We start from the raw sequence: 15,025 nt of genomic DNA, 5'->3' as shown, positions 1-15,025 counted from the left end.
CGCTGGGAAAACATCATTTCCGCAGGCCGTGAACGCGCGGCCTGCGGCGCAGCAAGGACGGTGGATATGACAGGCAGACGGAGTTGGTCCGCGCTCATCTTGGGGATAGTCGTCGGGTTGATAGGCCTTGTCCTTGCCATCGGCGGGGTATGGCTGGCGACGCTGGGCGGTTCGCTCTATTATCTGCTCGCCGGCCTTGCCATGATGGGGTCGGGCTATCTGCTGGCCCGCGGCCGCATGACGGGGGCGTGGCTTTATATCGCGATCGTGGCCGCCACCGTGCTTTGGGCCTTCATGGACGCTCAGACCAACCTGGCCTGGGCATTGGTCCCGCGCATCTTCGCGCCGATTGTCCTGCTGATCGTCACGCTCCTTGTCATGCCCACTTTGACCCGGGCACCCCGAAGGTGGCGCAACGCGACGCTGGGCGTCGGCGCGGTCGTCGTCGCGACTGCTCTTCTATTTACTTTCCTCGGCAGCAGGGAAAGCGTGGTCGCGGCCCTGCCGGCGCCCAATGCGCTGGGCATGGTCGATCCATCGGGTATGGCGACCGGCACCGACTGGCCCGCTTATGGCGGCACGGGTGCCGCCCGCCGCTATTCGCCGCTGACTCAGATCAACGCGGCTAATGTCGCGCAATTGCAGCAGGTCTGGCTCACGCACACTGGCGACATGCCCCGTACATCGGCGGCCGCTGCGCAATATGGCGCGGAAACCACGCCGCTCAAGGTCGGCAACATGCTCTACCTTTGCTCGGCCAAGAATGTGATGATCGCGCTCGATGCCACCAACGGCAAGGAAAAATGGCGCTTCGATCCCAAGGTGAAGGATGAGTGGATTCCCTATACGGCTGCGTGTCGAGGGGTCAGCTATTATGCGGTTCCCAATGCCACAGCTGGAACGCTCTGCGCCCGTCGCCTGATCGAAGGGACGCTGGACGCGCGCCTGATTGCCGTCGATGCGGAAACCGGGCGCCCGTGCAGCGATTTCGGCACCAATGGTCAGGTCGATGCGAAGGTGGGCATGGGCAAGGTCTTCCCCGGCCTCGTCTCGATCAATTCGCCACCGGTTATCATTCGGGGCATAGCCGTGACGGGGCACCAGACGCTTGATGGACAACAGCGCTGGGAGCCTTCGGGCGTCATCCAGGGTTTCGACGCCGTTACCGGCAAGTTGCGCTTCGCCTGGGACATGATGCACCCGGACTGGAATGGCTATCCGCCCGCCGGGCAACAATGGTCGCGCGGCACCCCCAATATGTGGACGATCGCCAGCGGCGACGAGAAGCTGGGCCTTGTCTACCTGCCCATGGGCAACAGCACGGTCGATTATTGGAGCAGCATGCGGTCGCCGGTGGAAAACAGCTTCGGCACCTCCATCGTCGCGCTGGACGTGACGACCGGAAAGCCGCGCTGGAAATTCCAGGCGGTCAAGAACGACGTATGGGACTATGATTTCGGCAGCCAGCCGACCCTGATCGACTATAAGGGGAAGGCCGCCCTGCTCGTTTCCTCCAAACAGGGCGACATGTATGTGCTGGACCGCGCGACCGGTCGTCCGCTCACCCCGATCGGCACGATCCGCGTGCCCGGCGGCGGCGTCGAGCCGGAGCAGCGCTCGCCCACACAAATCGTCTCGCTCTGGCAGACCCTGCGCAAACCGCCCCTCACCGAATCCGACATGTGGGGCATGTCGCCCATCGACCAGATGATCTGTCGCATCAACTTCCGCCGGGCGAGCTACAAGGGCTTTTTCACGCCGCCCGAAAGCGATCGTCATTCGATCGAATATCCCGGATATAATGGCGGGACCGACTGGGGCAGTGTCGCGGTCGATCCAGCGCGCGGCGTCATCGTTGCCAATTATAACGACATGCCCAATTATGTCCGCCTCGTGCCCCGTGCCGATGCGAACCGGAAGGGCTGGTACACACGCGAGCAGAAGGCGGCGATGGCTCAGGCATCGCTGAAAACCGAAAAAGGCGGCAATGCCAGCCGCAGCGACAGGCCCCATGCCGAAGGCGCGGGCGACCCGCAGGCAGAAACGCCCTATGCGATCGACGTCAATGCCGGCTGGCAGATGCCCTTTACCGGCATGTTGTGCAAACAGCCGCCCTATGGTGGCATCCGCGCGATCGACATCGCCACCGGCAAGACGCTGTGGGACCGCCCCTTTGGATCGGCGCGCAAAAATGGTCCCTTCGGTATCCCGAGCTATCTGCCGCTGACCATCGGTACGCCCAATAATGGCGGCGCCGTAGTTACGGCCGGCGGCATCATCTTCATCGCGGCGGCGACGGATGATCTGTTCAAGGCCATCGACCTCAAGACCGGCAAGATCCTGTGGCAGCAGGCGCTGCCGGCGGGCGGACAGGCAACGCCGATGGTCTATGAACAAAATGGGCGCGAATATGTGGTGCTGATGACCGGCGGCCATCATTTCATGAAGACACCGATCGGTGACCAGGTGATCGCCTGGGCCTTGCCGGACAAGGGCTGACAGCGGCATGGCCAGCGCTGCATTTTTGCAGCGCTGGCCTTCACATCATGGACAAGGCGAAGAGCGCTCCAAAGCACAGACAGGCATGGACGCTTCTTCCTTTGCCGATTTGATGGTAGCCAATACCCAGGAACGACAGGAAGCTTGTTGATGGGTGACACATTTTCCGGGGATTATTCCAAGGATAAGGCGCTGGCGGCACGATGGAGCAGCGCGGCCGAAGCGATAGAAGCACTGGCCGGGGCCAGATCGCTGGATGCGGTCGTCAGCGTATTGCGCGCTTTCGCCCGACGCGCGGTGGGAGCAGATGGCATCGCGGTCGTCCTGCGGGACGGTGACCAATGCCACTATGTCGCCGAAGATGCGATGGAGCCTTTATGGGAGGGACAATATTTCCCGGCGGCCCATTGTGTGTCGGGATGGGCGATGGAACATCGACGGACGGCGGTGATCGATGATATTTTCGACGATCAGCGTGTCCCCATCGACGCCTATAGCACCACTTTCGTGCGCTCCATGTTGATGGTTCCGATCGGTCAGGCCGAACCTATCGCGGCGATCGGCGCCTATTGGTCGGAAACGGGGCAGCCGACGGACAATGAAATAGCGCTTCTCGAAGCGCTGGCCCGGGCGGCGTCCGTCGCGCTCGAAAATGAACGGCTTTCGAGACGTATGGAGCGCTAATGCATGCGTACGTCACCGATCATGCCGAGCATTAAAAAGAAATTATCCATATTGGACCAGTGACGCGCAAGATCGCCGATATTTTTAGAAAATAGTAATTTCGATAGTGAAATATCGAAATCATGACATGGGGGGCATATTCTGACAGGCGAAACGCGTCGCACATCCATCATCATGGGTGGTGGGATCCTGTCGAAATGCGCGATGCGTCCCGATTATCTTGCATCAGACCCTATATGTCCGCCTTTTTCCTTTTTGCAGGCGGCATCATCGGCCTGTCCATTGCTTCGCTGACATCTGCCGATGCTGATGGTCGCTATATCGTCTTCGCGGCACCAGGGACGAGCTTGGCCGACACCGTCAATCTGGTAAGTGATGCCGATGGGCGGCTCATCCAGGCCGGTCGCTTTTCCAACATCGTCATTGCCGGTTCCGACCGGCCTGATTTTGCAGCCGCCCTGCGACATGCGGGCGCCTGGCTTGCTATTGCGGCACCTGCACGCGGCGGCTGTCTCGATCCCTCACCCCGGAAGGCCGTATCATGACCCAATTGGACCAGTTGCGCTTCCATTTCGGCAAATTTCTGCTTCCGCTCTTCTGGGCGCATGTCCCGCTGCTCGCGGCGGTGGCGATGCTGACGGGGCACTCGCCACTGTGGGCCGCGATCGGTGGCGCCTTTCTGGCAGCCGCCTATCATATGACATGGTCGCACGAAGGGATCGGCCCCTCGACCCGCTATCTGTCCGCCGTGGCCCTGATGGGGGAGCCGGCGATCCTGCTCCTGCTGTTGCGCGGCCATCCATGGCAGATGGACATGCACATGTATTTCTTCGCCATGCTGGCGCTCACGATCGCCTGGTGCGACAGGCGCGCCATTCTGGTCGCAGCGGGTGCGACCGCGGCGCACCATGTGCTTCTGCTCTATCTGCTGCCCAATGCGGTGTTCCCGGGCGAAGGCAATCTGGAGCGTGTCCTGCTTCACGCCGGCATCGTCGCTTTTCAGACCGCCGTGCTCGTCTGGCTCAGCGACAAGCTCGTCGAGAGTTTTGCGCGCAACCAGCGCATGGGCGACGAAATATTGGCCAAGAATGAGGCGTTGCAACAGCGTACGCGCGAAGCCGAAGAGGCCAGTCAGGCCAAATCGCTCTTCCTTGCCAATATGAGCCATGAAATCCGTACGCCCATGAATGCCATATTGGGCTTTTGCCACCTCGCCTTGCGGACCGACCTAAACCCCCGGCAGCAGGATTATGTGGGCAAGATCAATCAGGCAGGCCAGTCCCTGCTTCGGTTGATCAACGATATTCTGGACTTTTCCAAGAATGAAGCGGGTAAGCTGACGCTGGAATCGCGTCCGTTCGATCTGCGCCGCGCCGTGGAAAATCAGGTGCTCCTCGTGGCGGATGCGGCCAAGGGTAAGCGGGTGACGCTGCTGTCCCGCATCGCGGACGATGTGCCCGACCGCCTGTCCGGCGACGAATTGCGCTTCGGCCAGGTCGCGCTCAACCTTCTCAGCAACGCGGTCAAATTTTCGGAAGGCGGTTCGGTGACCATCGGCCTGACCCTCGCCGAAGAGAGCGGCGGTCATGTCATGCTGGAACTGGTGGTCCGGGACACGGGCATCGGCATGACCCTCGACCAGCAATTGTCGCTCTTCCAATCCTTCTCGCAGGCGGACAGTTCGACGACGCGCCGCTTTGGTGGCACCGGCCTTGGCCTCGCCATCTGCCGGCAGATCGTGGAGCAGATGGGCGGCACGATCCGGGTCGACAGCGTGCCGGGCGGCGGCAGCAGTTTCACATGCACGATGCGCATGGACCGGGCCGATGAAGCGGTAGCGCTGGAGGCACCGGTTCCGCACCATATCCGTCAACTCCATGTACTGGCTGCCGATGACAACCCTGCGTCGCGCCAGATATTGCAGGATGTATTTGCCGGCTGGGGGATGATGATCGACCTGGTCGCCTCGGGCGACGAGGCTCTGGCGGCGGTCAATGCCGCCGACGAGATGGGCAAGCCCTATGATCTCGTACTGCTCGATTGGAAAATGCCGGGCATGGACGGGATGCAGGCGATCGAGACGATGGGCCGGACGGTCTATCGGGCCGGGCGCCCGAAGGCCGTGATCGTGACCGCTTATGATGCCGATACGCTGGCTCAACATGGTCATGAGGGCGATGTCGCAGCCTTCCTCACAAAACCCCTCGTTCCGGCGATGCTGCTGGAAGGGATCACGAACATCTTCGCGCAGGATCAGGGCAATGCGGCGCAGGATATGTCGGCGTCGATGGCGGTCCCGCGCGTGTCGCCACAATTTCAGGGCCTTTGCGTCCTGCTTGTCGAGGATAATGATATTAATCGGGAAATCGCCCTGGAACTGCTGGGCGACGCGGGTCTGGCTGTCGAATGTGCGGAAAATGGCCGGATCGCCTGCGACATGGTGCGGCACCGGGCCGAACCCTATGCCGCGATCCTGATGGACGTGCAGATGCCCGAGATGGACGGCATCACCGCTACCCGTATCATCCGCGAAAGCCATTCGGCCGATCGCCTTCCCATCCTCGCCATGACCGCCCATGCCTATGAGGAGGAGAAGGCGCGTTGTCGCGATGCGGGCATGAACGACCATATCGCCAAGCCGGTCGATCCCGCCGCGCTGGTCGCAACGCTCGATCGCTGGCTAAAAGCGCCCACCTCGCCGTCGCAACCGGTCCCTCCGATCACCGATAAGGCCGCCGGAGGCACATTGCCTGAAAGCTTGCCGCCCTTCGACATTCAGGCCGCGCTATTGCGCGTGAATGGCAAGGCCGCGCTTTTGCAGAAGCTGATCGTCACCTTCGGCGACAACTACGCTCATGTCGCGCATGATCTGCGCGTCCATATCTCCACTGGATTATTGCCCGATGCGCGGCGCCTGGCCCATAGTCTGAAGGGCGTGGCCGGATCGTTGGGATTAGCCGATGTGCAGGTGATCGCGGGCGATATCGAACGCTTCTTGGCAGATCGCCAGGATGCGCCGGCGCAGGCCGCGATCGACGAACTGGAGCAGGCGATCGCCCCGGCAATCCTGGCGGCACTCAGTCTGAAGGTCGCACCGGCAACCATCTCGCCTCAATCGCCCGCGCGGGTAGAGGGGGAGGAGGCGATCGCCGCGCGGGAAGCGCTCAGGGAGTTGCTACGCTGCCGCAGCTTGCGCGCGCGCGCCAGTTTCCATGCCTTTGCAGACGCATTGGGCATGTCCGATCAGGTGCGAACCAGCCACCCGGTCCATAAGGCACTGGAGCGGCTGGATTATGATGCTGCCTTGAACTGGATCGACGACGAAGGCGGCGCCCCGGCCATGCAAACGGAAACCCTGTCATGACCAAAGCTCGAATATTGATCGTCGATGACGAAATCTCCAACATAGAAATCATGAACGCCCTGCTGGAGGACGATTATGATGTCTGCTTCGCGACGTCGGGACAACAGGCACTGGACACGGCGCGGATCGCGCAACCGGATCTGATATTGCTGGACGTGCTGATGCCCGATCTCGATGGCTTCCAGGTGTGCCAAAGGCTGAAGTCGGACGCCATCCTGGCCGACATTCCCGTCATCTTCACGACCGGGCTGGGCGATACCGAAGACGAGATGCGGGGGCTGGCACTGGGGGCGATCGACTATGTCACCAAACCGATTCAGCCGGCGATCCTGCGCGCGCGCGTGGGCAATCATGTCGAATTGAAACGCCTGCGCGATCAACTGGCGGCGATGGCCGTGACGGACGCGCTGACCGGGTTGAGCAACCGCCGCCATCTCGAAAAATCGCTGGAAGCAGAAGCATCACGGCTGGCGCGGACCGGCGAGTGGCTGTCCGTTGCCATGCTGGACATCGATTTCTTCAAACAGTTCAACGACACCTATGGCCACCCTGCGGGCGACCGTTGCATCACGATGGTCGCGGCGGCATTGACGCGCGCGGTCAAACGGGCCGGCGATCTTTCGGCCCGCTATGGCGGGGAGGAGTTCGCCTGCATCCTGTCCGGCACCGATCCGCACAGCGCCGAACTGGTGGCCCAGGAAATCCTGCTTCAGGTCCAGTCGCTCAACATCCCGCATGAAATGTCGCAGATCAGCCCGTTCATCACCGTCAGCATCGGCGTGGCCAGCGCCCGCTGCACGGCCGGAGCCGACATAGGGCGCTGGATCGCGGAGGCGGACCGCCAACTTTATTCGGCCAAGCGGGAAGGGCGAAACCGAATAGCGCTCAAGCAATTCAGCCCCATTGACGCCGTCCCCGCCAATGCGGCCTGAAGCGCAAGGCGATTATCGCCACCCCAGCGCCGGCGCCACATGGGTCAATATCGACTCCAGCACATGGGCATTATAGGCAACGCCCAACTGGTTTGGCACGGTCAGCAATAGCGTGTCGGCTTCCGCAATGGCTTCGTCGGCCTTCAACTGTTCGATCAGCACATCGGGTTCGGCGGCATAGGATCGTCCGAACACGGCGCGCATATTGTCGATGATGCCGACATGGTCGCTGCTGTCGCCCCGTCCGAAATAGTCGTGATCCTCCTGGTTCGTCAGCGCGAATATGGACCGGGAAACCGACACGCGCGGTGCGTGCGCATGACCTGCGGCCTGCCACGCCTTCTTATAAACCCTGATCTGCCTGGCCTGCTGGACATGGAAAGGCTCACCGGTTTCGTCCGCCTTCAATGTGGAGCTTTGCAGGTTCATGCCCTTTTCTGCCGCCCAAATGGCGGTCGCGTCGGACGCCGATCCCCACCAGATGCGCTCGCGCAAGCCCTGCGAATGGGGTTCCAGGCGCAGCAACCCCGGCGGATTTGGGAACATGGGGCTGGGATTGGGCTTGGCAAATCCCTCGCCCTGGAGCAATTGCAGAAATACTTCGGCGTGGTGCCGGCCCATATCGGCGTCGGTCTGCCCATCGCGCGGGGCGTAGCCGAAATGGCGCCAGCCTTCGATCACCTGCTCGGGCGATCCACGACTGATCCCCAGTTGCAAACGACCGCCGCTGATCAGGTCGGCAGCCCCTGCATCCTCGACCATGTAGAGCGGATTTTCATAGCGCATATCGATCACGCCCGTACCGATCTCGATCCGGCTCGTCCTGGCGCCGACCGCTGCCAGCAGCGGGAAGGGGGAAGAGAGTTGGCGCGCGAAATGATGCACACGGAAATAGGCGCCATCCAGCCCCAACTGCTCGGCGGCGACCGCGAGGTCGATCGACTGCAGCAAGACATCGCTCGCCGATCGGGTGGCGGAATAAGGGGCTTCGGACCAGTGGCCGAAGGACAGGAAACCGATCTTCTTCATTTCAGGCCTTCCAATTCGCATAAGTTGCTGCAGAACTGACGTCTGTCCATGCCAAGCGCAATCGCAGGATCGGAATTGGACAGTTTCCATTAGGATGTCCAAACCGCGCCTCATGCGCCTTGCAGCCTGACTGCTGCGGGGATGGGGATGTACACCCGATAACGATTATTCAACTTTCCATGGGCAGGGCAGTGCGATAGAATGGACATGATACGATCGGTCGACGAACGGGGCTGCGTTCACCGGGTCGCGCATATCGGTGAGTTGCAAATTGGGGGTTTCACGGTGTTTCATCGCATCTTGCTGGCGATATTGTGCCCGGCGATTGCCATGCCGATGCCTGCGGCATGGGCGCAGGTGCCCGCAAAATCGGCGATGACCGTTGGAGCTATAGTCGTCAAGCCTTGCCTGATATCGGATCGCGACAGTAAAAATATCTGTCATACGAACATTCGCAAGAAAGTATCAGAAAATTTGTCGCAACTTGTTGTTGCCGATACATCTTCATATGATCAGGTATCTGCATCGCGCAATACGGTCGTCGAATATGAATTCTAGAGGTCGAGAAATCATCTGTGCATTACGATCTTATATTTGACGTATAGATCAATTTTGGCTGATTCGACGAAAGTCTAAAAATAAAAGTAAGGTTCCGTTAACTCTCTGGGGCGATACTTTCCGCAGCAAAACATGCTGAGCTCGGAGAGTATGATGACCCGTTCCCGACTAGTTGCGGCACTCTTTGCCGTTCCGCTGACGATCGCGACCGGTAGCAATGCCATGGCCGCCACTGCAACTACGACTTTTCCCGTGACCGCCACCGTCATCAAGGCATGCGTAGTATCGGCCACGCCGCTTGCTTTTGGCAATTATGATCCGACCGCTTCTTCTCCGAACGATGCCACGTCGACCTTGTCGGTGCTCTGCACGGTGGGCACATCCTATACCGTCGGCCTGACGCAGGGCACGGCATCCGGCGCGACCGTCACGACGCGTAAAATGTCGAACGGCGCCAATCTGTTGAACTATGCGCTCTATCAGGAAACCGGTCGCACGACCAATTGGGGCAACACGCCGAGCACCGATACGGTCGCCGCTACGGCGCCTGTGGGGGCGACCACGCTGACCGTCTATGGCCGCATCGCGGCCGGCCAGAACGTGCCGATCGGCTCCTATAGCGACACGATCACCGTCAACGTCGTCTATTGACGGGACGGTTCGTGGCGAACGCGGGCATGCGACATCTTCTTCTGCGCGGCGCGATAGCGGCGTTGATCGCGCTGGCAGTGCCGGCGACCGCCCACGCCACGACGCTGAAAATCTATCCGGTACTGATCCAGCTGGACGGGAAGACGCCCGTTCAGACGATGACGATTGAAAACAGCAGCGACGCGCTGGCTCGCATGCAGGTGCGGGTCGTCGCCTGGCGGCAGGAAAACGGCCAGGATCTGTTCGAGGATACGCGCGATATCCTCGCCAACCCGCCCTTGTTCGAAGTCGCCGCCGGCGCGCAGCAGATCGCGCGTTTCGGTCTGCGCACCACCGCCGGCGCGACCGAGAAAAGCTATCGTATCTTCCTGGAGGAAATCCCGACCGAGCGTCCGTTGGCGCCCGGTGAAGTGCGCACCTTGCTGCGCGTCAGCATTCCCATCTTCGTGCCGGCGCCGGGCGCTCAGCCCTCGCTCGATTGGCAGGTGTCTGCGGCCGGCAACCGGCAGCTTTCGGTCGTCGTTCGCAACACGGGCGGCGCGCATGTCCATCTCAACCGGATCGACATCAAGCGCGCGGACGGGTCAGCGCTGACCACACGACAGGAATCCGTCTACATCCTGCCGGGCGCGACCCGCAACTTCCTGCTCGACACCACCGGCATGCTCGGGGCCGGCGAGAAGCTGGTTCTGGACGCCACCAGCGATACGCAGCGACTGTCCGTCAATCTCGTCAGCCAGGCGGGATCGCATGGCGACGGGGACCGTTAGGGCGGCGCTGCTATTGCTCGGCATCCTTGGCACCGGCGGTATCGCCCGGTCCGAGGAGCCCGCTCCCGCTGGCTTGCCCAAGACATCTGATCCGGGGCTGGCCATGCTCCTCGTGTCCGTCAGCATCAATGGCCAGCCGCAACCCGACACCTATCTGGTCGCGCGGCGCGGCGACGCCTTTTTCGTCCGCATCGACGATCTGACCACGTGGCGCCTTCGTCTGCCCTCGGTCGATCCGATTTTACTGGATGGCGAGCGGTTCGCGCCGCTGGCGTCGGTCGGTGGCGTGGCGGTGGCGTTCGACGAATTGCAGCAATCCCTCAAACTCATCGCGCCGCCCGCTGCCTTTCTCGCAAACCGGGTCACGGCTGCGCAGGCCTTGCCCCAACCGACCGACAGTGCCTTTGCGGCCTTCTTCAACTATAATCTGTCGATCGACTATGTCGACAAGATGCGGGTCGGCGCCTTCGTCGAAACGGGCATGTCCGACGATTGGGGCGTGGTGTCGAACAGCATGTTGTTGGGCAACGGCACCGTCTATGGTCGGGCGACGCGGCTCGACAGCTATTATATGCGCGACGATCCGGTCAATCTGACGCGGCTGGTGATAGGCGACAGCGTGACCGACGCGCGCGACTGGTCGCGTCAGGTCCGCTTCGGCGGCGTGCGCATCGGTACCGAATTCGCGCTGCAGCCCAGCCTGCTCACCTTTCCGACGCCCTCATTGGCGGGCAGCGCTGCCGTGCCGTCCAATGTGGAACTGCTGGTCAACGGCACCCAGCGTTTCCAGACCGACGTGGATCAGGGTCCATTTTCGATCAACCAGGTGCCGCTCGTCACCGGCGCGGGGGAGGTGACGCTGGTGATCCGCGATCCGCTGGGCATAGAGCGGCGGGTCAAATCCTCTTATTATGTCAGCAGCCGTCTGTTGCGGGCCGGTCTCTCTGCCTGGTCGGCTGAAGCCGGGGCTGAACGGCGCGATTACGGCTTGCGCAGCTTTCGCTATGCCGACCCCTTCGTTGCGGGCACCTATCGCCGGGGTCTGACCGACTGGATCACGGTCGAAGGGCGGGCGGAGGCGAGCGGCGACACGCAGATGGCGGGCGGGGGGATCACCATGGTGATGGTACCGTTCGGCGAATTCAGCTTGGCCGCCGCCAGTTCTCATGGCGTGAAGGGGCAGGGCTTTCTCTATCGCGCCGCCTTCGCGCGCAATGGGCCGACCTGGAATGTGGCGTTCAGCTATCAGCGCGCCAGCCGCGACTATCGAGAAATCGGCGTCGAACGGGAATCCGAACGGATCGTCGAACAGATACAGGCCGCAGGCGGCATAACCTTCGGACGAATGGGCACCGCAGGCCTATCCTATACCAGCCTGACTTATGCCGACGGCCAACGGGCGCAAGTGCTGTCCGGCAATTACAGCCTTTCGGTGCGCGACCGGGCCTTTGTCAGCGTCTATGCGATCCACAGCCGTTTTTCGGAAACCGGTCGCGATACCAGCCTGGGCTTCAATCTGACGGTGCCCTTCGGCCCTCGGAGCAGCGCCTATCTTCAGGCAGGAACGGACGGCACCCGTGCCGAGGTGCGCGGCACACCACCGGTCAGCGGAGGCTGGGGGTATCGCCTCGCCAATTCCACCGGCAATAACGGGCGCCAGCAGGCAGAGGCCCAGTGGCGCGGCGATGTGGGGGAAATGACCGCTCAGGTCGATCACGCGGGCGGCCAGACCGGTATGCGCGTCACGGGGCGCGGTGGCCTGCTGATTGCCGACGGCGCCCTATTCCCGACGCGCCAGATGGAAAGCGGTTTTGCAGTGGTGCGCGTGCCCGATCAGGCGGATGTGCGCGTCTATCAGGAAAACCGGCTTGTCGGGCGCACCAACGCGCGCGGCACGGCGATCATCCCTGACCTGCGCCCCTATGAAGTCAATCGGCTCAGCATTTCCGCGGCGGACATACCTATCGACGTGCGCATGCCGGAGGATCAACTGCTGGTGGTGCCGCGCTATCGCGGCGCGGTCAACGCGCGCTTCGTCGCGATCCAGGAGCATCCCGGGACCATCATCGTCGTCATGCCCGACGGCAAGCCGGTGGAGGCGGGGAGTGGCGTGTCGTCCGGTGCGGAAAAATCGTTCGTCGGCAACGAAGGGGAAGTTTTCTTGCAAAATCTCCACGCCGGCATGGTCCTGACCGTGGATGCGGCCGGCGGGCCCTGCCATGTCAGGCTCGACGCCCTGCCCGATCAGGTGCTACCCACTATAGGGCCGCTGCCATGCGTGCGGTGAGGAGGAACAGGATGGGCATCCGCGTCTATCTCAGCATCATCATGCTGCCGTTTGCGGCATTGGCCATGCCGGCGCCGGCGCAGGCCGCCTGTGACATACTGGCCCTGTGCACCTGCACCGTGTCAGCGACCGGCGTGGATTTCGGCAGTTATAATCCGGTCGCGGTGACGGATAATGACAGTTCGGGCACTGTGCGGGTCCGTTGCAGTCTGGTGCTGGCATTGGCTGGCAGTTACACGATCCAGCTCAGTCGGGGATCATCCCCTACCTACGCCCAACGCACGATGACCAGCGGCGCATCGACCCTGCATTACAACCTCTACACCAGCAACGCGCGCAACCAGATCTGGGGTGACGGAACCGGCGGTTCACTGTCTGTCACCAACACATTTGCGGCCTTGTTGGGCGTCGATCAGACCACAACCGTCTACGGACGGGCGCCTGCGGGTCAGAATGTCGCGCCCGGCAGCTATGCCGACACCATCCTCGTCACGATCGTTTTCTGATTTCTGCGGCCTTTCTCCGTTCCAACTATCCTGTCCATCCATCTATGCGCTGCAACTAAGCTGTCACGGACGCAGCCTAGCAAGAATTCATTCACATTTTGCCCGAACAGGGGGAGACGATTCGGATGAACGCGACCATAGCCATGGAGGGCAGCCCCGGCAGGCCCGATCTCGATAAAGGATTGGGGCTGGTCGGCACCATCGGCTTCGGCGCCGCCATCCTGACAGCACTGATCTATGTCGCCTACAGCATCTATGCCGACGCCAGTTCGGCCGGGGTGCAGGCGACCACCTATCTGCCCTTCATCCTCCTGTTCATCGCCCTGCTGATCGCATTGGGCTTCGAATTCGTGAACGGTTTCCATGACACCGCCAATGCGGTAGCGACGGTGATCTACACTAACGCCATGCCCGCCAATGTCGCGGTGGTGTGGTCCGGTTTCTTCAATTTCCTCGGCGTGCTGCTGTCGACCGGCGCGGTCGCCTTTGGCATCGTGTCGCTGCTGCCCGTCGAACTGATCCTTCAGGTCGGCTCGAACGCAGGCTTCGCCATGGTGTTCGCGCTGCTGATCGCGGCGATCCTGTGGAACCTCGCCACCTGGTGGCTGGGCATCCCTTCCTCCTCCTCACACACGCTGATCGGCTCGATCATCGGCGTCGGCGTCGCCAATGCCATGATGCATGGCAAGAGCGGCACGGCCGGCGTCGATTGGAGCAAGGCCACCGAAATCGGGCAGGCGCTGCTCGTCTCGCCGCTGATCGGCTTCGGCGTCGCGGCTCTGCTGTTCATCGCCATGAAGGTTCTGATCCGCAAGGAAGAGCTGTATCAGGAACCCAAGGATGGCGTGCCGCCGCCGCTGTGGATCCGCGCGCTGCTGATCTTCACCTGCACCGGTGTCAGCTTCGCACATGGCTCCAATGACGGACAGAAGGGCATGGGCCTGATCATGCTGATCCTGATCGGCACCGTCCCCACCGCCTATGCGCTCAACCGCGCCGTGCCGGAACGCTATACGATCGAATTCCATCAGAACAGCGTCGCCGCCGCCAATGTGTTGGGTACCGCCCCGGCCGGGGGCAGAGATATCGTCGCCGCGCGCAAGGCCGTCACCACCTATATCGCCGACAAGAAGCTGTCGGACACCACCATTCCCGGCCTTGCTACCGTCATCCGCGATGTCGATCGTCAGGTCGCGGTATATGGCTCGCTGGCGCAGGTGCCCGCCGCCGCCGTCAGCAATATCCGCAACGACATGTATATGGCGTCAGAAGCGATCAAGCGACTTGGCAAAGACAAGGAAGCCCATCTGACTGACGCGAATAATGAAACGCTGGCGACCTACAAAAAATCGCTCGACGCCGGCACTCGCTTCATCCCGACCTGGGTGAAGGTTGCCGTCGCTTTCGCGCTGGGGCTGGGCACGATGGTCGGCTGGAAGCGGATCGTCGTCACAGTGGGTGAGAAGATCGGCAAGTCGCACCTCACCTATGCGCAGGGTGCTTCGGCCGAACTGGTCGCGATGGGCACCATCTTCGGTGCGGACCATCTGGGCCTGCCGGTGTCGACCACCCATGTCCTTTCGTCCGGCGTGGCCGGAACGATGGCGGCCAACCGGTCGGGTCTGCAAATGAGCACCATCCGCAACCTGCTGATGGCCTGGGTGCTGACCCTGCCGGTGTCGATCGCGCTGGCGGGCGGCCTCTACATGCTCTTTTCCCAGATTTTCTGACGGGAGCGGCATACG

General features: G+C 61.8%; 13 protein-coding genes. 12 read left to right on the top strand and 1 reads right to left on the bottom strand.

The annotated features are described in order from the left end of the window. Positions 1-66 precede the first annotated feature (66 nt). The 6 genes from F4U94_RS02135 to F4U94_RS02115 all read left to right on the top strand — a co-directional run bounded on the left by F4U94_RS02135 (position 67) and on the right by F4U94_RS02115 (position 7,479). Positions 67-2,499, top strand: a complete 2,433-nt coding sequence (locus F4U94_RS02135) for a membrane-bound PQQ-dependent dehydrogenase, glucose/quinate/shikimate family (RefSeq protein WP_120252980.1) — start codon at positions 67-69, stop codon at positions 2,497-2,499. A 7-nt stretch (positions 2,500-2,506) separates the two neighbouring features. Next, positions 2,507-2,650 carry a hypothetical protein gene (locus tag F4U94_RS24255; protein WP_170271891.1) on the top strand — a complete coding sequence of 48 codons (144 nt, stop codon included), beginning with the start codon at positions 2,507-2,509 and terminating at the stop codon, positions 2,648-2,650. Beyond that, positions 2,650-3,183: a GAF domain-containing protein gene (locus F4U94_RS02130; RefSeq protein ID WP_120252981.1), complete on the top strand. Its 534-nt coding sequence runs from the start codon at positions 2,650-2,652 to the stop codon at positions 3,181-3,183. The genes F4U94_RS24255 and F4U94_RS02130 overlap by 1 nt, the downstream gene beginning before the upstream one ends. Positions 3,184-3,419: 236 nt before the next feature. Beyond that, positions 3,420-3,728 (top strand): hypothetical protein, encoded by a 309-nt coding sequence (locus F4U94_RS02125; RefSeq protein ID WP_120252982.1) that lies wholly within the window; start codon positions 3,420-3,422, stop codon positions 3,726-3,728. Beyond that, positions 3,725-6,547, top strand: coding sequence for a response regulator (locus F4U94_RS02120; protein ID WP_232016217.1), 2,823 nt, complete (start codon positions 3,725-3,727; stop codon positions 6,545-6,547). Before F4U94_RS02125 ends, F4U94_RS02120 begins: the two co-directional genes overlap by 4 nt. Beyond that, positions 6,544-7,479, top strand: coding sequence for a diguanylate cyclase (locus tag F4U94_RS02115; RefSeq protein ID WP_120252984.1), 936 nt, complete (start codon positions 6,544-6,546; stop codon positions 7,477-7,479). The genes F4U94_RS02120 and F4U94_RS02115 overlap by 4 nt, the downstream gene beginning before the upstream one ends. Positions 7,480-7,491: 12 nt before the next feature. On the opposite strand, the gene F4U94_RS02110 is transcribed toward F4U94_RS02115, so the two are convergent. Next, on the bottom strand, positions 7,492-8,508 hold the full coding sequence (locus F4U94_RS02110) for an LLM class flavin-dependent oxidoreductase (RefSeq protein ID WP_120252985.1): 1,017 nt from the start codon (positions 8,506-8,508) through the stop codon (positions 7,492-7,494). Positions 8,509-8,709: 201 nt separating this feature from the next. Between F4U94_RS02110 and F4U94_RS02105 the strand changes: the two genes are divergently transcribed. The 6 genes from F4U94_RS02105 to F4U94_RS02080 all read left to right on the top strand — a co-directional run bounded on the left by F4U94_RS02105 (position 8,710) and on the right by F4U94_RS02080 (position 15,010). Next, positions 8,710-9,066, top strand: a complete 357-nt coding sequence (locus F4U94_RS02105; RefSeq protein ID WP_120252986.1) for a hypothetical protein — start codon at positions 8,710-8,712, stop codon at positions 9,064-9,066. A 153-nt stretch (positions 9,067-9,219) separates the two neighbouring features. Next, a complete protein-coding gene (locus tag F4U94_RS02100) occupies positions 9,220-9,717 on the top strand; it encodes a Csu type fimbrial protein (RefSeq protein ID WP_120253538.1) in 498 nt (165 codons plus the stop codon). A 26-nt stretch (positions 9,718-9,743) separates the two neighbouring features. Beyond that, a complete protein-coding gene (locus F4U94_RS02095) occupies positions 9,744-10,487 on the top strand; it encodes a fimbrial biogenesis chaperone (protein ID WP_120253539.1) in 744 nt (247 codons plus the stop codon). After that, positions 10,468-12,774 (top strand): fimbria/pilus outer membrane usher protein, encoded by a 2,307-nt coding sequence (locus tag F4U94_RS02090; RefSeq protein ID WP_249042015.1) that lies wholly within the window; start codon positions 10,468-10,470, stop codon positions 12,772-12,774. The genes F4U94_RS02095 and F4U94_RS02090 overlap by 20 nt, the downstream gene beginning before the upstream one ends. Before the next feature lie 11 nt (positions 12,775-12,785). After that, positions 12,786-13,280, top strand: coding sequence for a Csu type fimbrial protein (locus F4U94_RS02085; RefSeq protein ID WP_120252987.1), 495 nt, complete (start codon positions 12,786-12,788; stop codon positions 13,278-13,280). Between the two features lie 125 nt (positions 13,281-13,405). Further along, positions 13,406-15,010: an inorganic phosphate transporter gene (locus F4U94_RS02080; protein WP_120252988.1), complete on the top strand. Its 1,605-nt coding sequence runs from the start codon at positions 13,406-13,408 to the stop codon at positions 15,008-15,010. Positions 15,011-15,025 lie beyond the last annotated feature (15 nt).

This window comes from Sphingobium limneticum (assembly GCF_008710155.1).
Taxonomy (GTDB): Bacteria; Pseudomonadota; Alphaproteobacteria; order Sphingomonadales; family Sphingomonadaceae; genus Sphingobium; species Sphingobium limneticum.
Note: the sequence above shows the minus strand (reverse complement) of the source record. Positions and strands in the feature narration are given on the sequence as shown.